The organism is Streptomyces sp. NPDC050439 (genome assembly GCF_040655335.1).
GTDB lineage: Bacteria > Actinomycetota > Actinomycetes > Streptomycetales > Streptomycetaceae > Streptomyces.
Genome location: NZ_JBFAJT010000003.1, coordinates 272,664 through 296,196 on the forward strand (window position 1 = coordinate 272,664; position 23,533 = coordinate 296,196).

Annotated in this window: 21 protein-coding genes and 1 pseudogene; 6 read left to right on the forward strand and 16 right to left on the reverse strand. The window is 71.4% G+C overall.

Annotation, left to right across the window (positions count from 1 at the left end; translation table 11 throughout):
- Window positions 1-217: 217 nt before the first annotated feature.
- Window positions 218-637: a RidA family protein gene (locus tag AB0I66_RS14270; protein ID WP_363208124.1), complete on the forward strand. Its 420-nt coding sequence runs from the start codon at window positions 218-220 to the stop codon at window positions 635-637.
- Here AB0I66_RS14270 and AB0I66_RS14275 read toward each other — a convergent pair.
- From AB0I66_RS14275 to AB0I66_RS14285, 3 genes are all read right to left on the reverse strand, one after another.
- Window positions 634-1,674, reverse strand: a complete 1,041-nt coding sequence (locus tag AB0I66_RS14275) for a glycoside hydrolase family 6 protein (RefSeq protein WP_363208125.1) — start codon at window positions 1,672-1,674, stop codon at window positions 634-636. The genes AB0I66_RS14270 and AB0I66_RS14275 overlap by 4 nt on opposite strands.
- Window positions 1,675-2,028: 354 nt before the next feature.
- Window positions 2,029-2,754, reverse strand: a complete 726-nt coding sequence (locus AB0I66_RS14280) for an aspartate/glutamate racemase family protein (protein WP_363208126.1) — start codon at window positions 2,752-2,754, stop codon at window positions 2,029-2,031.
- Window positions 2,754-4,250 (reverse strand): NCS1 family nucleobase:cation symporter-1, encoded by a 1,497-nt coding sequence (locus AB0I66_RS14285; RefSeq protein ID WP_363208670.1) that lies wholly within the window; start codon window positions 4,248-4,250, stop codon window positions 2,754-2,756. Before AB0I66_RS14285 ends, AB0I66_RS14280 begins: the two co-directional genes overlap by 1 nt.
- 174 nt (window positions 4,251-4,424) lie before the next feature.
- Here AB0I66_RS14285 and AB0I66_RS14290 point away from each other — a divergent pair, with 174 nt between their 5' ends.
- Window positions 4,425-5,081 (forward strand): GntR family transcriptional regulator, encoded by a 657-nt coding sequence (locus AB0I66_RS14290; protein ID WP_363208127.1) that lies wholly within the window; start codon window positions 4,425-4,427, stop codon window positions 5,079-5,081.
- A 156-nt stretch (window positions 5,082-5,237) separates the two neighbouring features.
- Here the strand turns inward: AB0I66_RS14290 and AB0I66_RS14295 are convergent, their stop codons facing one another.
- Genes AB0I66_RS14295 through AB0I66_RS14305 form a run of 3 tightly spaced genes read right to left on the reverse strand, consistent with a single transcriptional unit; the run spans window position 5,238 to window position 9,345 of the window.
- A complete protein-coding gene (locus AB0I66_RS14295; protein WP_363208128.1) occupies window positions 5,238-6,449 on the reverse strand; it encodes an MFS transporter in 1,212 nt (403 codons plus the stop codon).
- Window positions 6,446-7,972, reverse strand: coding sequence for a Na+/H+ antiporter NhaC family protein (locus AB0I66_RS14300; RefSeq protein WP_363208129.1), 1,527 nt, complete (start codon window positions 7,970-7,972; stop codon window positions 6,446-6,448). Before AB0I66_RS14300 ends, AB0I66_RS14295 begins: the two co-directional genes overlap by 4 nt.
- On the reverse strand, window positions 7,969-9,345 hold the full coding sequence (locus tag AB0I66_RS14305; RefSeq protein ID WP_363208130.1) for a M20/M25/M40 family metallo-hydrolase: 1,377 nt from the start codon (window positions 9,343-9,345) through the stop codon (window positions 7,969-7,971). Before AB0I66_RS14305 ends, AB0I66_RS14300 begins: the two co-directional genes overlap by 4 nt.
- A gap of 168 nt (window positions 9,346-9,513) precedes the next feature.
- Here AB0I66_RS14305 and AB0I66_RS14310 point away from each other — a divergent pair, with 168 nt between their 5' ends.
- A complete protein-coding gene (locus AB0I66_RS14310) occupies window positions 9,514-9,990 on the forward strand; it encodes an RNA-binding S4 domain-containing protein (protein WP_363208131.1) in 477 nt (158 codons plus the stop codon).
- Window positions 9,991-10,008: 18 nt separating this feature from the next.
- On the opposite strand, the gene AB0I66_RS14315 is transcribed toward AB0I66_RS14310, so the two are convergent.
- The 3 genes from AB0I66_RS14315 to AB0I66_RS14325 all read right to left on the reverse strand — a co-directional run bounded on the left by AB0I66_RS14315 (window position 10,009) and on the right by AB0I66_RS14325 (window position 12,383).
- On the reverse strand, window positions 10,009-10,605 hold the full coding sequence (locus AB0I66_RS14315) for a DoxX family protein (protein WP_363208132.1): 597 nt from the start codon (window positions 10,603-10,605) through the stop codon (window positions 10,009-10,011).
- Between the two features lie 112 nt (window positions 10,606-10,717).
- Window positions 10,718-11,422: a class I SAM-dependent methyltransferase gene (locus tag AB0I66_RS14320; RefSeq protein WP_363208133.1), complete on the reverse strand. Its 705-nt coding sequence runs from the start codon at window positions 11,420-11,422 to the stop codon at window positions 10,718-10,720.
- Between the two features lie 58 nt (window positions 11,423-11,480).
- Entirely contained in the window at window positions 11,481-12,383 is a 903-nt protein-coding gene (locus AB0I66_RS14325; protein ID WP_363208671.1) for an acyltransferase domain-containing protein, read from the reverse strand.
- Between the two features lie 225 nt (window positions 12,384-12,608).
- Between AB0I66_RS14325 and AB0I66_RS14330 the strand changes: the two genes are divergently transcribed.
- Window positions 12,609-12,881, forward strand: coding sequence for a DUF6343 family protein (locus AB0I66_RS14330; protein ID WP_363208134.1), 273 nt, complete (start codon window positions 12,609-12,611; stop codon window positions 12,879-12,881).
- A 28-nt stretch (window positions 12,882-12,909) separates the two neighbouring features.
- Here AB0I66_RS14330 and AB0I66_RS14335 read toward each other — a convergent pair whose 3' ends face one another.
- The 4 genes from AB0I66_RS14335 to rpsA all read right to left on the reverse strand — a co-directional run bounded on the left by AB0I66_RS14335 (window position 12,910) and on the right by rpsA (window position 16,664).
- The gene (locus tag AB0I66_RS14335) at window positions 12,910-13,278 is read right to left on the reverse strand and encodes a tetratricopeptide repeat protein (protein WP_363208135.1); all 369 of its coding nucleotides are present in this window, start codon (window positions 13,276-13,278) and stop codon (window positions 12,910-12,912) included.
- Between the two features lie 67 nt (window positions 13,279-13,345).
- Complete coding sequence (gene coaE / locus AB0I66_RS14340) at window positions 13,346-13,948, reverse strand: dephospho-CoA kinase (RefSeq protein WP_363208136.1); 603 nt, start codon at window positions 13,946-13,948, stop codon at window positions 13,346-13,348.
- A 30-nt stretch (window positions 13,949-13,978) separates the two neighbouring features.
- A complete protein-coding gene (locus AB0I66_RS14345; RefSeq protein ID WP_363208137.1) occupies window positions 13,979-14,917 on the reverse strand; it encodes a PAC2 family protein in 939 nt (312 codons plus the stop codon).
- A 223-nt stretch (window positions 14,918-15,140) separates the two neighbouring features.
- Window positions 15,141-16,664 carry a 30S ribosomal protein S1 gene (rpsA, locus tag AB0I66_RS14350; RefSeq protein ID WP_363208138.1) on the reverse strand — a complete coding sequence of 508 codons (1,524 nt, stop codon included), beginning with the start codon at window positions 16,662-16,664 and terminating at the stop codon, window positions 15,141-15,143.
- Between the two features lie 399 nt (window positions 16,665-17,063).
- Between rpsA and AB0I66_RS14355 the strand changes: the two genes are divergently transcribed.
- Window positions 17,064-17,894, forward strand: a complete 831-nt coding sequence (locus AB0I66_RS14355) for a class I SAM-dependent methyltransferase (protein ID WP_363208139.1) — start codon at window positions 17,064-17,066, stop codon at window positions 17,892-17,894.
- 4 nt (window positions 17,895-17,898) lie between these two features.
- On the forward strand, window positions 17,899-20,415 hold the full coding sequence (gene hrpB / locus AB0I66_RS14360; RefSeq protein WP_363208140.1) for an ATP-dependent helicase HrpB: 2,517 nt from the start codon (window positions 17,899-17,901) through the stop codon (window positions 20,413-20,415).
- On the opposite strand, the gene AB0I66_RS14365 is transcribed toward hrpB, so the two are convergent.
- The 3 genes and pseudogenes from AB0I66_RS14365 to AB0I66_RS14375 form a co-directional block, all read right to left on the reverse strand.
- A complete protein-coding gene (locus AB0I66_RS14365; protein ID WP_363208141.1) occupies window positions 20,405-21,397 on the reverse strand; it encodes a DUF3068 domain-containing protein in 993 nt (330 codons plus the stop codon). The genes hrpB and AB0I66_RS14365 overlap by 11 nt on opposite strands.
- Window positions 21,398-21,419: 22 nt before the next feature.
- Window positions 21,420-21,554 (reverse strand): SPW_0924 family protein, encoded by a 135-nt coding sequence (locus AB0I66_RS14370; RefSeq protein WP_160504431.1) that lies wholly within the window; start codon window positions 21,552-21,554, stop codon window positions 21,420-21,422.
- A 209-nt stretch (window positions 21,555-21,763) separates the two neighbouring features.
- Window positions 21,764-23,467: pseudogene (locus tag AB0I66_RS14375) on the reverse strand (lytic transglycosylase); the annotation flags it as partial.
- Between the last annotated feature and the right edge of the window lie 66 nt (window positions 23,468-23,533).

Sequence of the window (23,533 nt, forward strand, 5' to 3'; positions counted from 1 at the left end):
TCGGCGTCAGTGGAAGGCCCGGCGTCGGCGGCGTCCGTGTTCGCGGCGGCCCCCGCCCTCACGTGCACCACCTCGATCACCCTCAGTCACTCGTGCGGCGTTCCCGCACCTCAGCACCTCGTCACCTCAGCCTAGGCCAGCCGTCACGCGGCCGACGCCGCCCGCCCCGGCTGAATTCGGATGCGCCCCCGTACCCCGCTCCCCCAGGATCGGCCCCATGACCACCACACAGCGCACCGTCGTGCCCACCCTCTTCCCGCCGCCCGGTTACGCCCACGCCGCCCTCGTCGAGGCCGGCACCACGCTCGCCTTCATGGCGGGTTCCGTGCCGCTGGACCCCGAGGGGAACCTCGTCGGAGAGGGAGACGTGGCGCGCCAGACCGGACAGGTCATCGCCAATCTCGACGAGGCCCTGCGCGCGATCGGCAGTGATCTGACGCAGGTGGTGGCCAGCACGGTGTACGTCGTGAGCACCGAGCCCGGCCCGCTGAGCGAGGCATGGGAGGTGATCCGCGCCTCCGACCTGCTCGCGAAGGGCCCGCACACCTCGACGCTGCTCGGCACGACGTGCCTCGGCTACCCCGGGCAGCTGGTCGAGATCACCGCCACGGCCGTGGTGCCGGACCCGCGCCCCTAACCGGCCTCCCGTGCCCTGCTCGCGAGCCCCAGCGCGTATTCCGGCCACCACTGCCCCGCCTTCGGCCCGCCACGGCACGTCCCGTCGGACTCGCCGGGACGCTTGATCCACAGGTAGGCGTCGAGGACGGGGTCGCCGGTGGCGGTGGTGGGCGGGGTGCCGAGGGCGCGGCCCGGGGGGTTGCACCAGGGCTCCTTGTCGTCGCCGGTGTAGGGACCGTTTCCGTTGCGGCTGCTGTCCACGACGAAGTGTCTGGCGCCGCCGAGTGCCGCGGCGATGCGGTGTCCGTACGCCGAACTCTCGGCGTTGGTGTGGTAGTTGGACGTGTTGACGGCGAAGCCGTCGGCCCGGGCGACGCCGGACTGCCGCAGCGGGGCGACGAGGCGCCGCTCGTCGGGGATCCAGCCGGAGTTGCCCGCGTCCAGGTAGACCTTGGTGTGCGGGCGGGCCTTGAGCCGGTCGACGACGTGGGCGAGGAGGGCGTACCGCTCGTCGGCGTCGGCCTTCGCGCAGCCCGCGATCTCCTGCGCGACGGCGTCCGGTTCGACGATGACGTACGCGGCGCGGTCGCCGATGCCCGCGGCGAGTTCGTCGGCCCACGTCCGGTACTCCGCCGCGGTCGCCGCCCCGCCTCCGGAGTAGTCGCCGCAGTCGCGGTGCGGGATGAAGTACGCGACGAGCACGGGGGTGCGCCGTGCCTCGGTGGCCGCCAGCGTGACCGCGCGGGCGGTGGGTCCGGGGTCGGCGCCGTACAGCCAGACGGCCTGGGGGCGCCCCGCGATGCGCTGGATGAGCTGGGCGTCGGCGGCACGGCCCTGGCTTCGCCATGCGGTGACCTGGCGGGCGGCGGCGCTGTCCGGGTCGACCCAGAAGTCGGTGGCCGCCGGGGCGGACGCGGGCCCGCCCCCGTCACGGTGGCCGCCGCCGTCCGCCTGAGCGGCGCCGCCCACCGCCGCGCTCACCAGGAGCGTGGCGGCGAGGAGCCGGACGAGGCGGGGGCGCGCTCGGCCGGGTGATCGGAAGGGCGGCTGCGACACCGGGCACCTCCAGTTGCTCGGCACCGGACGGCCCCGGCGCGTTCCCCGGAGTCTGCGGTGGTCAGGGCGCCGCCACGCTTCCTGCACCGCCGGTCGGGCGACAGTACACCGGAAGAATCACTCCGACGGCGGCCCGAGCACCCACCCCAGGCCCGCGCCCCAAGTGCCCGCTCCCCGCACACGCTTGGCATGACCACCGACGCGTGCCAGCCCAACCCGGGCCCGACAACCGACCGCCTACGAAGGGCCGCTCCACCCCCACCCCAAGCCCGCGCCTCAAGTGCGCGCCGCCCGCGGACGCTTGGCATGACCACCAACGCGCGCCCGCTCAGCCCAGCCCCGACGCCCGACCACCTACGAAGGTCCGCCCCACCCCCGCCCCCAAGTCCGCTCCTTGGGGAGGGGTTTGGCGTAACCGGCCGCTCGGCTCGTGTTCAAGCCCAGGGTGACGAGCGACTCGGCGAGTTTCACCGCTGCCGCCACTCCGTCGACCACCGGCATGTCGAGGGCCGTGCCGACCTTCTCCTGCAGGCCGGTCATGCCCGCGCAGCCGAGGACCAGGACCTCGGCGCCCGCGTCGCGGGCCCGTTCGGCGGCGGCCAGGAAGGCCCGCGTGGTGACCTCGGAGTCGCCGAGGTCGAGGACGCCGAGCCCGGTGCCGATCACCGCCGCGCAGTTCTGCGCGACGCCCGCCGCGTGCAGGCTGTCCTCGATCTGGCCGCGCGTCCGGTCGAGGGTGGTGACGACGCCGTACCGCCGCCCGAGCAGGCAGGCGAGATGCGCGGCGGCCTCGGTGATGTCGACGACGGGCACGTCGAGGAGTTCCCGGGCGCCCTCGCGCCCGTGCTCGCCGAAACCGGCCATGACGACTGCGTCGTACGCCTCATCGTAGCCGCGCAGGGTGTCCAGGACCGCGGCCGCCGAGAGGTAGCTGTCGAGCCACCCCTCGGCGGACTCGGGACCCCAGGCGGGGGTGAGCCCGGAGATCGTGGTGCCGGGGGCGGCCGCGCCCCTGGCACCCCGCACGATCTCCTCGGTCATCGCCCGGGTGGTGTTGCAGTTGGTGACGACGATGCGCACTAGGCCTCCACCTCGGCGACGGATTCGGTCACAGCCCCCGCGGCCCGCTCGGCGCGGCACAGCGCCGCGTACAGCAGCGCAGCCGTGGCGGTCCCGATGAACCAGGAGTACGGCGCGACGTAGTCGAAGAACGGCACGAGCGCGCACACCGCGGCGACACCCGCGGTCGGCACGAAGGCCCCCAGCGCCTTCGGGTTGACGCCCCGCTTGTAGTAGTAGGGCGATCCGGGCTCGGCCTTGAAGAGCGCCTCGGCGTCGATGCGGCCGCGCTTCACCCAGAAGTAGTCGACCGCGATGATCCCGAACAGCGGTCCGAGGAAAGCGCCGAGACCGCCGAGGAAGTAGTTCACGACGGTCGGGTTGGAGTAGAGGTTCCACGGGGTGACGAGCAGGGCCGCCACCGTGGAGATGATGCCGCCGATCTTGAAGGTGATCTTCTGCGGCCAGACGTTGGCCAGGTCGTACGCGGGCGAGACGAAGTTGGCCACGATGTTCACGCCCATCGTGGCGACGGCGAAGGTGAGCGCCCCGAAGATGAGGACCCAGGTGTTGCCGATCTCGGCGACCAGCTCGGCGGGGTCGGTGATGGCCTTGCCGAAGACCTCCAGGCTGCCCGCGGTGACGATGACGGAGAGGATCACGAAGGCCGTGGAGTTGATGGGAAGGCCCCAGAAGTTGCCGCGCTTGACGGTGCGGTAGTCGGGGGCGAAGCGCGAGAAGTCGCAGAAGTTGAGCATCAGCGTGCCGTAGGTGGCGAGGATGAGACCGATGGCGCCGAACCACTGCCGCACCTGCTCACCGGTGGAGACCGGGTGGGGGGTGCTGGTGAGCGAGATGGTCCAGCCCGCCTTCCAGAGGATCCACACCGCGAGGGCGATCATCACGACCCAGATGGCCGGCCCGCAGAAGTCCTGGAACTTCCGTACGGATTCCATGCCTTGGGTCATGATCAGCCCCTGGACGAGCCAGAGGGCGACGAACGAACACCAGCCGAGCGCGTGCAGGCCGAGGAAGGAGTGCTCGGTCCACGAGTCCAGACTCGGGAAGGCGGCGATCAGCATGACGTTGACCGCGATGGACGCCAGATAGGTCTGGATTCCGTACCACATGATGGCGATCACGGCCCGGATCAGGGCGGGGATGTTGGCGCCCCAGACGCCGAAGCTGATGCGGCTGACGACGGGGAACGGCACGCCGTGGCGCTGGCCGATGCGCCCCATCATGTTCATCCCGACGTAGATGAGCACGAAGCCGACGAGCAGGGAGGTGAAGATCTGCCAGACGTTCAGGCCGAGGACCAACAGGCCTGCCGCGAACGTGTAGTTGCCCAGGTTGTGGACGTCCGACATCCACAGGGCGAAGAGGTCGAAGACCTTCCACTTGCGCTCGGCGGAGGGGGCGAGGTCCTCGTTGGTGAGGCGGGGGTCCGGCACGAAGTCGGTGGCGACGCCTGGGGAGTCGGCGCCTGGGGAGTCGGCGCCTCGGGTGGGAGTCACGGGCGTGAGGGACACGGGGCCTCCTGCGAAGGGGACGGAGGTGCGGCACCCTTTGGTATACCAAGTTTTGGTATACCAAAGATTCCGACATGCTCCCGCTCCCGCAGGCGCCCGGCAATGTCCGTACGGTTACGAATCGGTAAATCGATGCGGGGTTCGGCAATGATGGACCCCATGACGACCGTGGAGCAGCCGCTGGCCGCCGTACGCGAACGCGTGCTCGCCGAGCTGCGGCAGGAGATCATCGCCGGACGCCTGGGACCGGGCGACCGCCTGGTGGAACGCGAGCTCGCGGAGCGCCTGGGGGTGTCCAGGGTGCCGGTCCGCGAGGCGATCCGGGCGCTGGTCGCCGAGGGCTTCGTCACCTTCGAGACCCCGCGCAGGACCGTGGTCCGGCGTCTGACCCGCACCGACGTGGCCGAACTGTTCGAGCTGCGCGAGGCGTTGGAGGTGTTCGCGACGGGGCGCGCGGCGGAACGGGCCACCGAGGAGGGCCTCGCGGAGCTCTCCGCGCTGCTCGACAGCGCGGCCGAGGCGACCCGCACGGCGGACGCCGAGTCGATCACGGACATCAACACGCGCTTCCACGACCGCCTGCTCGCGATGGCGGGCAACGGCCTGCTGACCTCGGTCATGGAGCCGGTGGACGGCCGCCTTCGGTGGATGACGCGGCGCAACGAGGAGTGGACGCATCTGCTCGCGGAGCACCGGGAGTTGTACGAGGCGGTGGCGTCCGGGGACGCGGAGCGCGCGCGTGGCGTGGCGCTGGCCCACGTACGGACCAACTACCGCTCCACGGTGCGGCACCTCTTCGGCGAGGAGGAGGACTAACCCCAGGCCCCTCCCCCAACGCCGGGCGGGCTGCGAGATCCAGCCCGTCCGGCGTTTGAGGACGAACTCGGCGGAGCCGGTGATGCCGGCGTAGCAGGCCGCCCGCGCCGGCGGGTTTCCGACCACCGGTAGCACCGGTAGCACCGGTAGCACCGGTTACGAGGCTCGCAGCCCCCGCATCCGCCCGTACGCGTACACGCAGCCCGCGAGCGCCAGGTCCGAGAGCAGCATGAAGCCGATCGAGTACGAGTCCTTGGCGCTGTAGATCGCCCCCATGACCAGCGGTGGCACGAAGCCTCCGAGGCCGCCCATCGCTCCCACGATTCCGGTCACGGAGCCGACCTGCGCCTGTGGTGTCACCTGGGAGACGAGGGCGAAGACGCTGCCGCTCGCCGTGCCGAGCCCGGCCGCCATGACCAGGAAGCAGATCGTGCCGCCCGGGTTCAGCGACGGCTCGAAGGCCTGCGCGATGGCGAAGACGGCGACGACGGCCAGCGCCACCGAGGTGACCGAGGCGGGGTGGATACGGTCGGACAGCCAGCCGCCGACGGGCCGGAAGATGACCGTGACCAGCGCGAATCCGGCCGCCTTGGTGCCCGCGTCGGTGGGCGAGAGGTCGTACCAGGTCTTCAGGTACGTGGGCAGATAGACCCCGAAGGCGACGATGCCGCCGAAGCCGATCGCGTACAGCGCGGAAAGCTCCCACGTCACCCGCAGCCGTCCCGCCTCGCCGAGGCGGGTGGTGAGGGGGCTCGTCGGCACCGGCCGGTCGGGGCGGTCAGTGATGAGCAGCGCGGCGACCACCGCGAACGCCGCGAGGGCGATCGCCACGACCAGGAACGGGAGATTGTCGCCGTGCTTGGCGATACGGGGCGTGAAGTAGCCGGAGAGCGCCACACCGCCCATGCCCATGCCGAAGACGCCGAGCGCGAAGCCGCGGTGCGCGGGCGGGAACCAGGAGTTGACCAGCGGGATGCCGATCGCGAACGTCGTCCCGCCGAGGCCGAGCAGGAAGCCGACCGCGAGCATCGCGACGTAGTTGTCCTTGGCCGGGATGATCAGCAGCACCGGCACGATGGTGAGCGCCGAGACCAGCGGGAACATCAGCTTGGCGCCGTAGCGGTCGGTGAGCGCGCCGACCGGGACGCGGCCGAGCGAGCCGACGATGACCGGCACTGCGACCAGCAGGGACTGCGCGAACGAGGAGAGCCCGAGCCGCTCCCCGAAGTCGCTGCCGAGCGGCGCGATCAGGTCCCACGCCCAGAAGGTGAGGGTGAACCCGACGGTGGCCACGAGGAGATTGCGGTAGGCGGCGGCCGAGGGGCGGGCCGCCGCGGGCGTGGCTGTGGCTGGTGCGTTCGTTGTCATGTGAGAGCCGCTCCAAGCGCCACGAAGGCGCAGATCAGGACGAACAGGATGGCGAGCAGCGGCCACACGAAGCGCAGGTACTTGTCGTAACCGACCTTCGCGAGTGCGACGCCGCCGATGGTCACGGCCGTGGTCGGGACCCAGAGGTTCATCCAGCCGCTCGCCGCCTGCCAGGCCGTGACGACGACGGAGCGCGAGACCCCGGCGAAGTCGGCGAGCGGGGCGAGGATCGGCATGGCGAGGGTCGCGTGGCCTGAGGTGGACGGGATGAGGAAGGCGAGCGGCAGGTTCACGACGAAGACGATGATCGCGAAGAGGCCGGAGGACGTGCCCTTCACCACGCCCTCGATGGAGTGCAGGACGGTGTCCGTGACCTTCGAGTTGTTCATGATCACCGTGACGCCGCGGGCGAGCACGATGACCAGCGCGGGCGAGATGAAGTCGGCCGCGCCCTGGGTGATGGTCGAGCTGAGCTTCTGCTCGCCCATCCGTGCCACGCACCCGACGAGCACGGCCGCGACGAGGAAGAGCGCCGCCAGCTGCGGGAAGGACCAGCCGAGTTCGAAGCCGTACGGCTCGGCGTCCGCCTTGCCCGTGAGCGCGCTCGACCAGGGCACCACCGAGAAGATCATGAACGCGAAGACGAGCGCGACCAGGGCGAGCACGGCCTTGTGCAGGCGCGTCAGCTCGGGCACCTCGCCCGCGTCGGCGGCGGTCTGCTCGCGGTCACCGGGCAGGAAACCGGAGAGGGAACGAGCCGGGTTCTTCTGTACGCGCTTCGCGTAGCGGATGACGTAGGCGATGGTGACCGCGGTCAGGACGATCCACATCGCGAACCGCAGGATGATGCCGTCGCCGAGCGAGATGTCGGCGGCGGACGAGGCGACGCCGGTCGCGAACGGGTTGACCGTCGAGCAGAGCACGCCGATCCCGGCGCCCAGGATGATCGCGCCGACCGCGACCATGCGGTCGTAGCCGAGGGCGAGCATCAGCGGCACGATCAGGCCGTAGAAGCCGAGGGTCTCCTCCGCGAAGCCCTCGACCGTGCCGAGGACGGAGAAGACGAGCATCACTCCCGCGATCAGCATCGCGCCGCGCTCGCGCAGCCGGTGGGCGAGGCGGCCGATGCCGCGGTCGAGGGCGCCGGTGGCGAAGACGACGGTGATGAACGCGCCGATGGCGAGCACGAACAGGAAGACGCCCGCGCTGCCGTACAGCTCACCGGCCAGGTCGGGGCCGACCACGCCCGACTTCTCGTCCTGGATGCCGTAAAGGCCGTTGACCGGGGCGAGGAAGAGGTCGTTGAGCCGGTCGACGAAGGTCTGGCCCGAGTCGACGCGGTGGTAGCTGCCCTGGACGGGGGCGCCCTTGTCGTTGCGGTCGTAGGCGCCGGACGGGATGAGGAAGGCGAGCAGCCAGACGGCGACGGTGACGATCGCGAGGATGGTCAGGGCGCTGGGGAAGGTGAACTTCCCCTTGTGCTGCGGCTCTTCGGTGCCGGGGTCGGTCGCGGTGGTGCTCATGCGCCGCTCTTCCCGTTTCCGGTGGCGCCACCGAAGTCCGCGGCGTACTCGCGCACGAAGGCCGCCATGGCGACGACGGTGTTGCGCAGCTCGGAGAAGAGGACGCGTTCGTTCGGGGCGTGCAGATTGCACATGCTGTCCTGGGCGCCGAAGAGCAGGACCTCGGCGCCGGGTGCCGCCTTCGCGAGGCCGTTGACCAGCGGGATGGAGCCTCCGGTCGCCACGAAGGAGGCCTCCTCGCCCCAGGCCTCCTTGAGCGCGGCGCGGGCGGCTCGGTAGGCGGGTCCGCCGGTCGCGGCCTCGTAGCCGGGGCCGGTGTCGCCGGGCGTGACGGTGAGGGGGACGCCGAAGGGGGTGAGTGACCGCAGGTGGTCGACGAGCTTCGCCTGGGCTTCCTGCGCGCCCTGACGGGGATGGAAGCGGAGGTTCAACTTGGCGCGCGCGTACGGCACGACCGCTGACGCCGCGTGCTCGACGCTGGGCGCGTCCAGGCCGACGACGGTGATCGCGGGGCCGCTCCAGAGCCGCTCGCCGAGGCTGCCGCTGCCGACGAGCGGCACCCCGTCCACTACCCCGGCGAGCTCGCGGAACTCCTCGTCGGTGTAGCCCGTGCCGCTCCAGTCCTCGCGCCGCAGCCCCTCCACGGCCACATCGCCGTGTACGTCGTGAAGGGTGGCCAGGGCCTTGAGCAGCACGAGCAGCGCGTCGGGCGCCGCGCCGCCGAACTCCCCGCTGTGGCGCGGCTCGTCGAGGGTGCGTACCTCCACCACGACCTCGGACGCGCCGCGCAGGGCGGTGGTGAGGGTGGGGGTGCCCGGCCGCAGGTTGCCGAGGTCGGCGACGACCATGGCATCGCAGGCGAAGCGTTCCGGGTCGGTGGGCGGATAGTCGTCGAAGGCGCTGCCGTACTCCTCCTGGCCCTCGATGACGATCTTGATCCCGACGGGCGGGCGGCCGCCGTAGGCCCGCAGCATTCCCAGGTGCGCGATGACGTTGGACTTGTCGTCCGCGATGCCGCGGGCGCGCAGGCCGCTGCCCGCCTCGTCGATGGGGGTCGGCTCGAAGGGCGGCGACTTCCACAGGCTCTCGTCGCCGGGCGGCTGGACGTCGTAGTGGCCGTAGAGCAGGACGGTCGGCGCCTCGGGGGTCGGCGGCGGAATCTCTCCGTAGATCACGGGCGCGGTGTCCGGCAGGTCCAGCCGCTCGACATGGGGCACCCCCGCTTCCCGCAGCAGATCGGCCAGCAGGTCGTGCGCCTCGTGCACCGGTGCGGCCGGGAAGCCGGGGAAGGCGATCGACGGGATCGCGGCGAGGCGTACGAGGTCGGCCCGCAACGTGTCCATCAGGCCATCGACGGTGGCTTCGAGCTTCATGGGCGGCACCCCTCGGTCTACGTCCCGCTTTGCGGCGAATAGACCGAATTATCGGACTCCGAGGGGAGGGGTTTCCGTGCGGCTCGCCGGGCGGGCGGGGATGCCGCACTGCTGCCGCACAGCCCGCACCCCGGCCCTGAACCGCCGGGCAGGCATTAAAGTCGGGGCATGGCTTCGCAGAATTCAGGCGGTGCGGGCAGCGGTGACGGGACCGGGGGAGCTCCGGCGGGCACGGCCACGGGCAGCGGTCCGGGCGGTGGCCCAGGCGGGGCCGGGGGCTCGGTGCGGGTCGACGCCTGGATCTGGTCCGTACGCCTGGTCAAGACCCGCTCCGCGGGCGCGGCGGCCTGCAAGGGCGGACATGTGCGGGTCAACGGCGAGCGCGTGAAGCCCGCTTACGGTGTCCACGTCGGTGACGAGGTGCGCCTGCGCCACGCGGGCGGCCGCGAACACGTCGTCATCGTCAAGCGCCTCATCCGCAAGCGCGTCGGCGCCCCGGTGGCCGTCGAGTGCTACGTCGACAACAGCCCTCCCCCGCCGCCCCGCGAGGCAGTCGCCCCCGCCGGCATCCGTGACCGGGGAACAGGCCGCCCCACCAAACGCGACCGCCGCGAACTGGAACGCCTGCGCGGCCTGGAAGGCTGACAACGCGGGGACGAAACCTCACCCCCGAGCGGCAGAACCAGGACAAGCGGCGTACCGGCGTTCTCCCCACCAGACGCGACCGCCGCGAACTGGAACGCCTGCGCGGCTTGGACGGCTGACGGCTCGGGGGCGGAACCTCACCCCCGAGCCCCGTCCCTCACTCCCCGCGCCCCGCGCCCCGCGCCCCGCGAGAAGACGCACCAGCTCCGTCGTCCGCCCACGCCGCGCCCACGCAATCCACGCGAGCGGCAGGATCAGGACGAGCGGCGTCGCGGCGTTCTCCCCGCCGAGCGCGGACACGCTCGCGATGAACGCGCCGATCATCAGCGCGATCAGGGCCGTCGCGCCGACGGAGCCGAGCACCGGAATCAGCAGGGCGATCCCGCCGAGCACCTCCAGCGCGCCGATCGTGTACATCCCCGGGTCGCCCCACCCGAGTCTCTCGAAGGTCTCGACAGCCGTGGAATGCGCGATCAGCTTGGGCGCGCCACTGGCGAGAACGAAGAACAGGCCGAGCACCACCTGGACCGTGCGCAGCGTGACGCGCACGGAGCGGCGGCCCGCGACGGTGGGGGCGGCGGAGGCGGCAGGGGTGGAGGCGGCGGCCGTGGTCATGGTGATCTCCTCGGTGAGCAGGGGGTGTTGTGCTTGTGCTGTCACCTGGATAGACCGGCCCGCCCCACAGAACTCATCGCCCGTCAGCACACCATCTCCGCCCCGCGCCGAACTACCGGATCGGCAGCGCCCGGACCCAGATCCCGTCCTCCGTCAGGTACTTGTCGACCCTCAGTCCTGCCTCCTCAAGGGCCTGCTCGAACTCTTCCTTCGTGAGCGGCCGGGCGCGGAACGTCTGGGTCCATACGGCGTCCGGGAAGACATACTCCGCGCGCACCTCGTTCACGCCGTCGCCTATCGGTTCCGCCGACAGGATCCGCACGGTGTAGCCCGCCGGGTCGACCCGCTCCCTCGGCAGGTTCGTGTGATAGTCCGCGCCCTCCCGCTGGATCAGCACACAGCCGTCGTCCGTCACATGGCTGCGGCAGGCCCGCAGCATCCCGCGCCGGACCGCCGTGTCGCCGTCGTGCACGAGGAACGACGCGAGCATCACCACCTCGAACCGCTCCCCCAGGTCGAGTGTCTCGATCGGGCTCCGGACCGTGCGCACCCGCCCGTCGAGCGCGGAGACCTTCTCCAGCATCTCGGCGGACTCGTCCACCGCCGTGACCCGGAACCCCCGCTCGAGCAGGGGACGCGTCACCCGTCCCGCGCCGCAGCCCAGCTCCAGGATGTGCGCCCCGGCCGGCACCGCCCCGGCGATGACCTCGGGCTCGTCCCCGACGGACAGGCGCGCGTAGAGCTCGACCGCGCAGCCGTCCGGCGTGATCGCTCCGGGCCCCGTCCCCTCGTATCCCTCACGCATCTCCACAGTCATGCCACCTCAACGAAGCGCCCCGGGGGCCCGTTCCCGCCTCGCCCGAAGGCCCCGCGGTCTACAGCGGGAACCAGCCATGCTCCCCGTACCAATGGCCACCCGCCCGCAGATGGTCGCCCACGGCCCGCTCCACGCTTGTCCGCCTGGGCAGTTCGGCCACCGGCAGGTCGCGGTCGCCGAAGACGAAGGCGACGGGGGTCGCGTCGTCCGCCTTCCGCTCGTATCCGGACGCGAGGCGGAAACGCTCCTGGAAGCGGACGATGTTCGCGTCGGTCGGCAGATAGTGCCGCAGTTGCGGATCGAGCAGCCAGGAGTGGCACACGGCTGTCTCATATCGCTCCTCCGGATAGTGCCGCGCGAAGAACTCCCGCGCCAGCGCCAGCGAACGGTCGCAGGCCTCCGGGGACAGGGGCCCGTGGAAGTCGGCGATGTGGAGGTTCAGACAGGGATCGCCCCGGCCCGCGGAGTGCCCCGCCGCGGCCACCGCCCCGCCCATCCGCTCCCCCAGCACGGCACGCTGGAACTGCAGCCGCCCCAGTTGGTAGAGCTCGCCCCGGAAATGCAGGGCGTTCCAGCCCGGGTGCAGCAGCCCGGGCCCACCACGCGCCCGGCGGTGCACCGCCATGTGCCGTCCGAGGTCCGCGAGCGTACGCCGGGAGACGTCGTCCGGGATGCCACGGCTCCGGTGATACGCGCGTACGTGCGGCACGGTCGCCACGAACACGAACACGTGGAAGAGGGCCCCGAGCGCGCCCAGCTCCGCAGGCAGAGGCGGGTACTGCGGGTCATCACCGACCTTCCCCATGTCCCGCACCATCGCGTCGACGCCGCGGTCGAGCAGCCACCGCGCCTCCGGGTCGCCCAACAGCCGCCCGCGCAGGGCCACCAGGTCGTTGATGTCCTCGTGCGGCACGGCCAGGTCGAGCAGTACGTCCGGCAGCTCGTCGGCAGGGGGCAGCACCGCCTCGCTCCGCGGCTCCCCCGCGGCCTCGAGATCCTTCAGCCACCCCGCGAGCCACTCGTCGGTCCTCGCCCGTTTCCTCAGTACGTCCAGCACAGCCATACCCCCGATCGTCGCATCTACGATCTTGAAGCCGCAGGCCCTTCCGGTCCTCCGTCCACGGGTGGATGCTGGGAGGTGGAGACGTCCGGGGCAGGGCGGACTGGGAGGAGATGACCTCTCGTGATGCGCACGGGCAGTGAACCGGTGACCGCGCGCAGTCCCCTGCGCATGCGCTTCTGGCTCAGCGTGTGGGGTCTGATCTGGGCCACGTTCGGCACCGTCGCCTTCGCCATGACGGGCCGTCCCGGGTGGGCCGCGGTGTGCGGGGCGCTCTGGCTGATCGTCACCGTGGACATGGCGATGATCCTGCGCCACATCCACCAGGGCCCGCACTATCAGCCGGGCCGCGACATCCCGCCGTACGAGCCTCCGTACGAGCCTCCGAGGGCCGGTTAGCCCCCGGTCAGCCGTCGGTCGGCCTCGGTCAGCCCTCGTCGTCGAAGCGCGCCGCCGCCACGTACTCCGGCTGCGGGTCGAGCGCCGCGGCCAGCCGGAAGTGGCGCCGCGCCTGGTCGGGCCGCGCCCCGCGCTCGTACGTGCGGGCGAGTGCGAAGTGGGCGAACGCGTTGTCCGGCTCACGCTCCAGGACGATGCTGAACTCCAGCTCGGCGGCCCGCAGTTGGGCGGCGGCGAAGAAGGCACGGGCCCGCAGCAGCCGCGCCGCCGTGTTCTCGGGGTGGGCCGCGATGACCGTGTCGAGCAGCTTCACGGCGCCTCTGGGGTCCCGGGCGGCAAGGAGCTGCTCCGCCGCACGGAAGTCGATGACATGAGTCTCCGGGGTTATTTCGGGCACGCGTGACTCCTTCCCTCGCTGCACTGTGTCAACGCCCCACACGCCGCCCTCTATTCCGTTCCCGCCGCTAGGCCGCCCGCGCCCGCCGTGCGAGCTCCGCCCAGACCTCGCCGACCCGCTGCTCCAGGCCTTCCAGCGGGCCGTCGTTGTCGATCACGAGGTCGGCGATCTCCAGCCTCTTCTCGCGCGTGGCCTGAGCGGCCATCCGCGCGCGGGCGTCCTCCTCGCTCATGCCGCGCAGCCGCACGAGGCGGTCCAGCTGGGTCTCGGGGCGCGCGTCGACGACGACCACCAGGTCGTACAGGGGTGCCAGGCCGTTCTCCGCGAGCAGCGGCACATCATGGATGACCACGGCGTCCTCGGGAGCGGCCTCCTCCAGCTCCGCCGAGCGCGCGCCGACCAAGGGGTGCACGATCGCGTTCAGCGCGGCGAGCTTCTTCGGGTCGGCGAAGACGACCGAGCCGAGCTTCGGCCGGTCGAGGGTGCCGTCCGGGGCGAGGATCTCCTGGCCGAAGGCTTCAACGACCTTGGCCAGGCCCTCGGTTCCGGGCTCCACGACTTCCCGCGCGATCTTGTCGGCGTCGATCAGCACGGCTCCCGACACGACGAGGAGACGCGATACTTCACTCTTGCCGGCGCCGATACCGCCGGTCAGGCCCACCTTCAGCATGACCGGCAGCTTAGGGGGTGGCCCCCTTCGCTATGCGTCGCCCTCCCGCTCGGCGAGGAAGCGCTCGAATTCCTGGCCGATCTCGTCGGCCGACGGGGTGTCCATGGGCTCCGCGAGCATGTTGCCGCGCGCGTCGCCGCCCGCCGCCGCGTCGTACTGGTGCTCAAGTCCCTGCACGAGGGCGACCAGTTCCTCGTCGCCCTCCTGGATCTGCCGGTCGATCTCGGTCTGGGTGCGGTGCGCCTCCGTACGCAGGCCGTGCGCGACGCTCGGCAGCACGAGGCCCGTCGCCGCGGTGATCGTCTCCAGGACCGTGAGGGCGGCGTCCGGGTAAGCGGAGCGCGCGATGTAGTGCGGGACGTGCGCGGCGACACCGAGCACGTCGTGGCCCGCCTCCAGGAGGCGGTACTCGACGAGCGAGGCGGCGCTGCCCGGCACCTGCGCCTCGTCGAAGGGGCTGCGGTGCCCCGGCACCAGGTCGGTGCGGTTGCCGTGCGGCGTGAGGCCCACGGGACGGGTGTGCGGCACGCCCATGGGGATGCCGTGGAAGTTCACCGCGAGGCGCACGCCGAGCCGCTCCACGATCTGCTCGATCGCCGCCGCGAACCGCTCCCACTCGATGTCGGGCTCGGGCCCGGAGAGCAGCAGGAAGGGCGCTCCCGTGGCGTCCTGGAGCAGCCGCACCTCCAGCGTGGGCACCTCGTAGTCCGTCCAGCGGTCGCGCCGGAACGTGAGCAGCGGGCGGCGGGCGCGGTAGTCGACGAGACGGTCGTGGTCGAAGCGTGCGACCACCTGTCCCGGCAGGCTGTCCGTGAGCCGCTCGACGATCTGGTCGCCGGTCTCACCCGCGTCGATGTAGCCGTCGAAGTGGTAGAGCATGACCAGTCCGGCCGACTCCTGGGCGAGCGCCATGTCGACGACGGCAAGGCCCTTCGGCTCCCATGCGTACAAATCCTGCGGATCAAGCACTGTGACCGCTCCTCGCCCTCTTCGTCGTGACTCGTACATCAGAACGCCCGCGGCGACGCGCGCATTCCCTCCGCCGCCTCTTCACGGCGGCTTCTTGTGTCACGGCGAACCCCCGCAAGGGGTGGCCGAGTTCACGACGGCGGCGAGCGAACGCACTGCGGGCCCGCACCTCCGAAGAGGTACGGGCCCGCAGTTCTCAGCTGTTACCGCCTAGGGGCGAGCCTCAGCTCTGGCCGCCGGCGAGCTTCTCGCGCAGCGCGGCAAGCGCCTCGTCCGACGCCAGGGCGCCGGAGTTGTCGTCCGACTCCGAGGAGTACGAACCGCCGCCGCCACCGCCGCTGCCACCGGCAGCCGGGGTGCCGGACGAGGACGCGGGAGCCGCAGCACCCTCGGCCTCGGCCTGGGCGTCCGCCTCGCGGGACTTGATGACCTGGGCCTGGTGCTGCTCGAAGCGCGTCTGCGCCTCGGCGTACTGACCCTCCCAAGCCTCACGCTGGGTCTCGAAGCCCTCGAGCCAGTCGTTCGTCTCGGGGTCGAAGCCCTCGGGGTAGATGTAGTTGCCCTGGTCGTCGTAGGACGCGGCCATGCCGTACAGGGTCGGGTCGAACTCGACGGCCGACGGGTCGGCGCCGAAGGACTCGTTGGCCTGCTTCAGCGACAGCGAGATCCGGCGACGCTCGAGGTCGATGTCGATGACCTTGACGAAGATCTCGTCGTTGACCTGGACGACCTGCTCCGGGATCTCCACGTGGCGCTCGGCCAGCTCGGAGATGTGGACCAGGCCCTCGATGCCCTCGTCGACGCGCACGAACGCACCGAAGGGAACGAGCTTGGTGACCTTGCCGGGAACAACCTGCCCGATCTGGTGCGTGCGGGCGAACTGCTGCCACGGGTCTTCCTGCGTCGCCTTGAGCGACAGGGACACGCGCTCGCGGTCCATGTCCACGTCGAGAACCTCGACGGTGACTTCCTGGCCGACCTCGACAACCTCGGAGGGGTGGTCGATGTGCTTCCAGGAGAGCTCGGAGACGTGCACGAGACCGTCGACGCCGCCGAGGTCCACGAACGCACCGAAGTTGACGATCGAGGAAACGACGCCGGAGCGGACCTGACCCTTCTGCAGGGTCGTGAGGAACGTCTGGCGAACCTCGGACTGGGTCTGCTCGAGCCAGGCACGGCGGGACAGGACCACGTTGTTGCGGTTCTTGTCCAGCTCGATGATCTTGGCCTCGAGCTCCTTGCCCACGTAAGGCTGGAGGTCGCGGACGCGGCGCATCTCGACGAGGGAGGCCGGCAGGAAGCCACGGAGGCCGATGTCGAGGATGAGACCACCCTTGACGACCTCGATGACGGTACCGGTGACGATGCCGTCTTCTTCCTTGATCTTCTCGATCGTGCCCCAGGCACGCTCGTACTGAGCGCGCTTCTTGGACAGGATCAGACGGCCTTCCTTGTCCTCCTTCTGGAGAACCAGGGCCTCGATCTCGTCACCAACCGCGACGACCTCGTTCGGGTCGACGTCGTGCTTGATGGAGAGCTCGCGGCTCGGGATGACGCCTTCGGTCTTGTAACCGATGTCGAGCAGGACCTCGTCCCGGTCGACCTTCACGATGACGCCGTCGACGATGTCGCCGTCGTTGAAGTACTTGATCGTCTCGTCGATCGCGGCGAGGAAGGCTTCCTCGTTACCGATGTCGTTGACCGCTACCTGCGGAGTGGTGGCGGTGGTCTCGGTGCTGCTCGTCATGTGGGAAAGGGCTCCGGTACGGACAGAAGTCGTAGGTACTGCTAGCGCCGGAACCGATTTCGCAACTGAAGAAGCCGGACAGCCTGGGAAGCGCCGATTCCTGAGTTTCCGAAGAAACGGAAGGCGCCTCGACAACCGAGGGGACATACAACAGACGCGAGCGCATCCTGCTAGGTCTGAGGACGGCAGGCTCGCAGCGCAACTTGTAGCATACGGGGGCAGCCGGACAGGGTCAATGCGCGAAGGCGCACACCCGGGGCGGAAGGCCGCAAACCCGGCACAAATGCTGTCGCGTGAGGCCACATGGGCCGCACAGCGCCCTGTCGCGACGCCTTCACGGCGTCCCGCGAGCGCCTCATCGCGACGAGCCTCGACGAAGCCAGACGGAAGAGTACGACGATGGAGCCGATCATCCAAGAGTCCGAGCTGCCCGAGACGCCCGAGCCCGAGGCCACCCGCCGTGACGCGGGAGTCACGGAGAGCAGTCGCGCCAATCGCGGCTGGTGGGACAGGAACGCGGACGACTACCAGATCGAGCACGGCACCTTCCTGGGTGACGACCGGTTCGTGTGGGGTCCCGAAGGTCTCGACGAGGTGGAGGCCGAGCTCCTGGGCCCGCCCGAGGAACTCAAGGGCAAGGACATCCTGGAGATCGGCTCCGGGGCGGCGCAGTGCTCGCGCTGGCTCGCCGCGCAGGGCGCGCGTCCGGTCGCCCTCGACCTCTCCCACCGCCAGCTGCAGCACGCGCTGCGGATCGGCGGGAGCGTTCCGCTGGTCCAGGCCGATGCCGGGGTGCTGCCCTTCAAGGACGGCGCCTTCGACCTCGTCTGCTCCGCCTACGGGGTGATGCCTTTCGTCGCCGACCCGGTGCTGGTCCTCAAGGAGGTGCGGCGCGTCCTGCGCCCCGGGGGCCGGTTCGTCTTCTCCGCCACGCACCCCATCCGCTGGGCGTTCCCGGACGAGCCGGGTCCCGAGGGGCTCTCCGTGTCCGCCTCCTACTTCGATCGCACTCCTTATGTGGAGCAGGACGAGGACGGGAACGCGGTCTACGTGGAGCATCACCGGACGCTCGGCGACCGGGTGCGGGACATCGTGGCCTCCGGTCTGCGGCTGGTCGACGTGGTGGAGCCGGAGTGGCCCGCGTGGAACACCCAGGAGTGGGGCGGCTGGTCCCCGTTGCGCGGGAACCTGATCCCGGGGTCGGCGATCTTCGTGTGCGTACGAGACTGAGTGCGTGACCCGACTGCGTGACGAAGCCCTCGACCTGCCCGTGAGCGGCGCGCTGCCCGCGCTGCGTTCCGCTCTGGAGGGGCCGGGCGGCGCCGTGCTGTGCGCGCCTCCCGGCACGGGCAAGACGACGCTGGTGCCGCTGGCCCTCGCGGGGCTGCTCGGGGACGCGCCCGTACGTCGTGTGGTGGTCGCCGAGCCCCGGCGCATCGCCGCCCGGGCCGCCGCGCGGCGGATGGCGTGGCTGCTCGGCGAGAAGGTCGGGGAGAGCGTCGGGTACACGGTGCGCGGTGAGCGTGTCGTGGGGCGCCACGCGCGCGTGGAGGTCGTCACGACGGGTGTCCTGTTGCAGCGGCTGCAGCGGGACCAGGAGTTGGCCGGTGTGGACGTCGTGATCATCGACGAGTGCCACGAGCGGCATCTGGACGCGGACACCGTGGCGGCGTTCCTGGTCGACGTACGGGCGGCGCTGCGGCCCGAGCTGAGCCTGGTGGCCGCGTCGGCGACGACGGACGCGGAGGGTTGGGCGCGGATCCTGGGGGACGCTCCCGTGGTGGAGGCGCGGGGCGTCTCGCATCCGGTCGAGGTCCTCTGGGCGCCGCCGGCCCGTCCGGTGCGGCCGCCGCACGGGATGCGGGTCGACCCGGCGCTGCTCACGCATGTGGCGTCGGTGGTGCGGCGGGCGCTGGCCGAGCGGGACGGGGACGTGCTGTGTTTCCTGCCCGGGGTCGGCGAGATCGCGCGGGTCGCGGGACAGCTGGGGGACGTGTCCGCGGAGGTCCTTCAGGTGCATGGGCGGGCGCCCGCTGCGGTGCAGGACGCGGTGCTCGCGGGCTCGGACGGCACCCGGCGGGTGGTCCTCGCGACCTCGGTGGCCGAGTCTTCGCTGACGGTGCCCGGGGTGCGGGTCGTCGTCGACTCGGGCCTTGCGCGTGAGCCGCGCGTCGATCACGCGCGCGGGCTGAGCGCGCTGACGACCGTACGGGCTTCGCAGGCGGCGGGACGGCAGCGGGCGGGCCGGGCGGGACGTGAGGCGCCGGGGGCCGTGTACCGGTGCTGGGCGGAGGCCGAGGACGCGCGTCTGCCGCGTTTTCCGGCGCCGGAGATCAAGCTGGCCGACCTCTCCGCGTTCGCCCTGCAGACGGCCTGCTGGGGCGATCCCGATGCCTCCGGTCTGGCCCTGCTCGATCCCCCGCCGGCCGGCGCGATGGCGGCGGCGCGTTCCGTCCTGACGGCGGTGGGGGCCGTGTCCCCGGAGTCGGGGCGCGTCACGGAGCGGGGCGCACGGATGGCGCGGGTCGGTCTGCACCCCCGTCTGGCGCGGGCCCTGCTGGACGCGGCTCCCCTGGTGGGCGCCCGCCGCGCGGCCGAGGTGGTGGCCCTCCTGAGCGAGGAGCCGCCGCGTGAGTACGGCGACGACCTCGCGGCGGCCTGGCGTGCTGCCCGGCGGGGCGGGGACGGGTATGCGGCACGGTGGCGCACGGAGGTACGGCGGCTGACCGCGGCGGTGCCCCCGGCTGCGGAGCCGCGGGACGCCGGAAGCGATGAGCGGGCCGCCGGGCTCGTCGCCGCTCTCGCCTTTCCCGAGCGGGTCGCCCGGAGCCGAGGCGACGGGGCTTACCTCATGGTGAACGGCACCCGGGCCGAGGTGCGGGCGGGGTCCGCGCTGACCGGGGCGGAGTGGATCGCGGTGGCCGTGGCCGACCGGCCGGTGGGCGCCGGGCACGCGCGCGTGCTGCTCGGCGGGCACATCGACGAGGACGTCGCACGGAGCGCGGCCGCCTCGCTGCACGCCGAGGGGGACGAGGTCGTCTGGGGCGACGGGGATCTCGTCGCGCGGCACGTGGAGCGGCTCGGCGCCGTGGAGCTGACGGTGCGGCCCCTCAAGAAGCCCGCCCCGGGACTCGTACGGGAAGGGCTGCTCGCGGGGCTCAGGGAAGAAGGGACCGCCCTCCTGAACTGGTCCCAGGGCGCACGGGAGCTGCGGGAGCGGCTCGCCTTCCTGCACCGGCATCTCGGCGCGCCCTGGCCCGACGTGTCCGAGAGCGCCCTGCACGCGCGCGTGGACGAGTGGTTGGAGCCCGAGCTGTCGAAAGCGCGGCGCCGGGCCGACCTGCGGCGCATCGACGCGGGGCAGGCCCTGAACCGGCTTCTGCCCTGGGCGACCGGTGAGGCGACGCGCCTCGACGCGCTCGCCCCGGAGCGGGTGGCGGTGCCCAGTGGCTCCAGGATCCGGATCGACTACTCCGACCCCGGACAGCCGGTGCTCGCGGTGAAGTTGCAGGAGATGTTCGGGCTCGCCGAGACCCCGCGGATCGCGGACGGCGGCGTGCCCCTCCTGGTGCATCTGCTCTCCCCCGCGGGGCGCCCCGCCGCCGTCACCGCCGACCTCGCCTCCTTCTGGCGGGACGGCTACCGGGCCGTGCGGGCCGAGCTGCGCGGGCGGTATCCGAAGCATCCGTGGCCGGAGGATCCGGCGGGCGCCGAGGCGACGCGGTTCACCAACGCCCGGCTCAGGCGTTGACCGGTTCCGGCTCGGGCGCCGCCGTGGCCTCCGGCTCGCCGGGCCTGCGGCTGCGGGCCTCCAGCCAGAGGGAGAGAGCCAGCAGGAGCAGGCCGAGGCCCAGGAAGCCCCAGGGGAGATAGGACGTCATGAGGAGGACGAGGACGCGCTGGGACTTCACCAGGTCGACCGTGTCCTTGATGTAGTCCTCGCGCATCTTCACGTGGCCCGCGAAGACCGTGACCTTGTCGCGGTCGCCGAGGAGCGTGCCGCCGCGCAGCTCGTTCTTCTGGATCTCCTCGCCGTAGACGGGCGCTCCGGTGGTCGGCTCGACCCAGAACTTGCGCACCGTGGTGTACCAGCGCGTGGTGCCGGTCTTGGCGAGGGACTCCGGGGTGATGCCCTTGACCGGCATGGTCTTGGGGAAGGGCACCTTGGTCCAGGGGATGATCTGCTCGAAGTAGTAGACGTCGACGCCACGGAAGGTCTGCGTGCCCTTGTAGTGGATGGGCTTGGTGACGCGGGCCTGGGCGTCGAAGTACTCGTAGTCCCGCTTCTCGGTGAGGAAGGGCCACTTGAACTCGATGCCCTCGCGCTTGACCGGGTCTCCGTCGACCATCTCGCCGGTCGCGTGCACCGGTTCCTGGCTGTGCGCGTCGAAGATGTATCGCTCGGGGACCTTGGAGACCATCTTTCCGTCGCCGTCCTGCACGTAGGAGAGGGCGTCCCAGACGACGACGTCACGGTCCGCACTCTTCTCGATCTTCTCCGAGGCCTCCACGTTGCCCTTGAGCGTCTGCACGATGGTGACCTTGTCGATCTTCTTGGCCTGCATGCTGCCGTAGTCGATGAGGGTCGGGTTCTTCGCCTCGAGCACCGCCTCCTGGTACTGGCTCGGCGGGATCTTGGCGAGGCGCGGGAAGGCGTACCAGCGCATGAGCGGGGACATCGCCGTGAAGAACACGGCGAAGGCGAGCAGGATCAGGCTGGCCTTACGGCGCATCGCGGCGGCCCTCCCTAGGGAGTCAGGGGTGCTTGGGGACGGTGGTGAGCAGCGGCTCCGGCGAGGTCTCGCCGGGCGGGGCTCCCATCGCGGTGATCGTCAGGACCAGGGCGAGGGCGACGGCAAGACCGGTCGCGGCGGCGATGAGAGCGCGCATGCGGATCCTCCCGAGGCGGGGAACAGACGGCGTCGAGGGCGGCGACCATGAACTGACAGGTCGTCAGGGCTGGGGCACCGTAGCAACGCGGCGGCCAGATGAGAACACGTTGCACACACAACGACGCCCCCGCGCCGGAAGGGCGCGGGGGCGTTGCGTGCAAGGGCGTGCGGGAGCACGCAGGGGAGGGTCCGGGGCTAGGCCGCGGGTGCCGCCACCTTCAGTTCGACCGTGAGCGTCGCGCCGCCCGCGGTGGTGACGCGCAGCAGATACGTGCCTGCCGCGTCGTCGGCGTACATCTTGGGGAGCTTGAGCACGCCGTTCGCGTCCGTCTTCAGGGCCTTGAGGGTGCGGACCGGCTTGCCGTCCGCGTCCTTGAAGTACGGGCCCTTGTCGTTGGCCGTGGCGTCCGTCGCCGACTTGATCATGGTGGCGGTGGCCGCCACGCGGTCGGCGGCCTCTCCCTTGTACGTCGCCTTGGCCTCGAGCTGCTCGGCGAACTCCTTGCCCGGCTCGCAGGTCAGGGCCTTGTCGCCGGTCCTGGTCAGGGCGTCGGCCTGGCGGGCGGTCACCGTGGCCGTATAGTCGAGGCCGGGCAGTGACCGGCCGACGACGGTGGCCCGGACCGTGAACTGACCGGTCTTCTCGCCCGACTTGAGCACCGGGGCGGTGGCCTTGCCGGTGGCGCCCGTGGTGACGGTGGCGCTGGTCGCACCGCCGGAGAAACGCGCGTCGGTGTCGCCGACGATCACGAACCGCACCTTGGCCTTGGCCACGCCGGAGCCCGAAGTGGCCACCGTGCGCACCTGGACGCGCTCGGCGAAGGCGTCGCCCGCCGTCGCGGCGAGCTTGCCGGTGCCGGCGTCCTCCAGGCGTGCGACCCGGTCGGTGGGCGACGGGGAGGGAGTGGGGCTCTCGGAGCCGCCGCCGGTCGGCGGGGGCGTGGTCGAGCCTCCGCCGCCTCCGCCGGTGCCGGGCTCCTTGCCGCCGGAGCCGGGCTTGTCGTCGCCGGTCTTGGGCGGCTTCGGCGAGGGCGAATGGGATGCCGGGGGCGTGGGCGTGGGCGTGGGGCTCGTGCCCGGGATGTTGCTGTCGCTGCGGTCGCCCGGCAGGTCGCCCGTGCCGTCGGGGATCTCGCTGATGCCCTTGCGGTAGTGCTCCAGCCACCTCAGGACCGTGTTCAGGTAGTCCGTCGAGTGGTTGTAACTGAGGATCGCCTTGCGCAGGTCGGCGTCGACGGACAGGTCGCGGTCGTTCGCGCAGAGGTAGCTTCCGGCGGCGAGCGCGGCGTCGTAGATGTTGTTCGGGTCCGACTTGCCGTCCGCGTTGCCGTCCTGCCCCCAGGTCTCCCACGTAGAGGGAATGAACTGCATGGGGCCGACCGCGCGGTCGTGCGTCTTGTCGCCGTCGTACGCGCCGTTGTCGGTGTCGGTGATCTTCGCGAAGCCGTTGCCGTTCAGGGGCGGGCCGAGGATCTCTCCGATCGTCCTGCCGTTCGCGTCCACGCGGCCGCCACGCGCCTGCCCTGACTCGACCTTGCCTATCGCGGCCAGCAGCTCCCAGGGGAGGTTGCAGCCCGGCTTGGAGGTGGCCAGGGAGGCCTCGGCCTTCTTGTACGCGTCGAGGACGGTGGCCGGGATCTCCGAGTCGGTTTCCGCGTCGCCGGTGCCGCCGTCGGGTGCTCCGGTCGGCGGGACCGGGCTCTTCAGCTCCGGCAGATCGGTGTAGTAGGGGGAGTTGCCGGTCGCGGAGTCCTCGGCCGGCGGTGTGGCGCCGGAAGCCCCCGCCCGCTCGTCGCGAGGGACGTCCGTCACGCCCGGGGCCTGGGAGGCCGCGAGCGCGGCCACCGCCGCCGCGGCCACCGCGGTGGTCACCGCTCCCCTGCGCAACCGCCTGCCGAATACCGCCGCCATGACCGTGAACCCCTCCCCTTGACGACTGTGTGTGCCGCCGCCCCGCTCTGTTGTGCTCCCCGTGTT

Coding starts and splice junctions, on each gene's coding strand:
- AB0I66_RS14270 (WP_363208124.1), top strand. CDS start 218: ATGACCACCACACAGCGCACCGTCGTGCCCACCCTCTTCCCGCCGCCC.
- AB0I66_RS14290 (WP_363208127.1), top strand. CDS start 4,425: ATGACGACCGTGGAGCAGCCGCTGGCCGCCGTACGCGAACGCGTGCTC.
- AB0I66_RS14295 (WP_363208128.1), bottom strand. CDS start 6,449: ATGACAACGAACGCACCAGCCACAGCCACGCCCGCGGCGGCCCGCCCC.
- AB0I66_RS14300 (WP_363208129.1), bottom strand. CDS start 7,972: ATGAGCACCACCGCGACCGACCCCGGCACCGAAGAGCCGCAGCACAAG.
- AB0I66_RS14305 (WP_363208130.1), bottom strand. CDS start 9,345: ATGAAGCTCGAAGCCACCGTCGATGGCCTGATGGACACGTTGCGGGCC.
- AB0I66_RS14310 (WP_363208131.1), top strand. CDS start 9,514: ATGGCTTCGCAGAATTCAGGCGGTGCGGGCAGCGGTGACGGGACCGGG.
- AB0I66_RS14315 (WP_363208132.1), bottom strand. CDS start 10,605: ATGACCACGGCCGCCGCCTCCACCCCTGCCGCCTCCGCCGCCCCCACC.
- AB0I66_RS14320 (WP_363208133.1), bottom strand. CDS start 11,422: ATGACTGTGGAGATGCGTGAGGGATACGAGGGGACGGGGCCCGGAGCG.
- AB0I66_RS14330 (WP_363208134.1), top strand. CDS start 12,609: ATGCGCACGGGCAGTGAACCGGTGACCGCGCGCAGTCCCCTGCGCATG.
- coaE (WP_363208136.1), bottom strand. CDS start 13,948: ATGCTGAAGGTGGGCCTGACCGGCGGTATCGGCGCCGGCAAGAGTGAA.
- rpsA (WP_363208138.1), bottom strand. CDS start 16,664: ATGACGAGCAGCACCGAGACCACCGCCACCACTCCGCAGGTAGCGGTC.
- AB0I66_RS14355 (WP_363208139.1), top strand. CDS start 17,064: ATGGAGCCGATCATCCAAGAGTCCGAGCTGCCCGAGACGCCCGAGCCC.
- AB0I66_RS14365 (WP_363208141.1), bottom strand. CDS start 21,397: ATGCGCCGTAAGGCCAGCCTGATCCTGCTCGCCTTCGCCGTGTTCTTC.
- AB0I66_RS14370 (WP_160504431.1), bottom strand. CDS start 21,554: ATGCGCGCTCTCATCGCCGCCGCGACCGGTCTTGCCGTCGCCCTCGCC.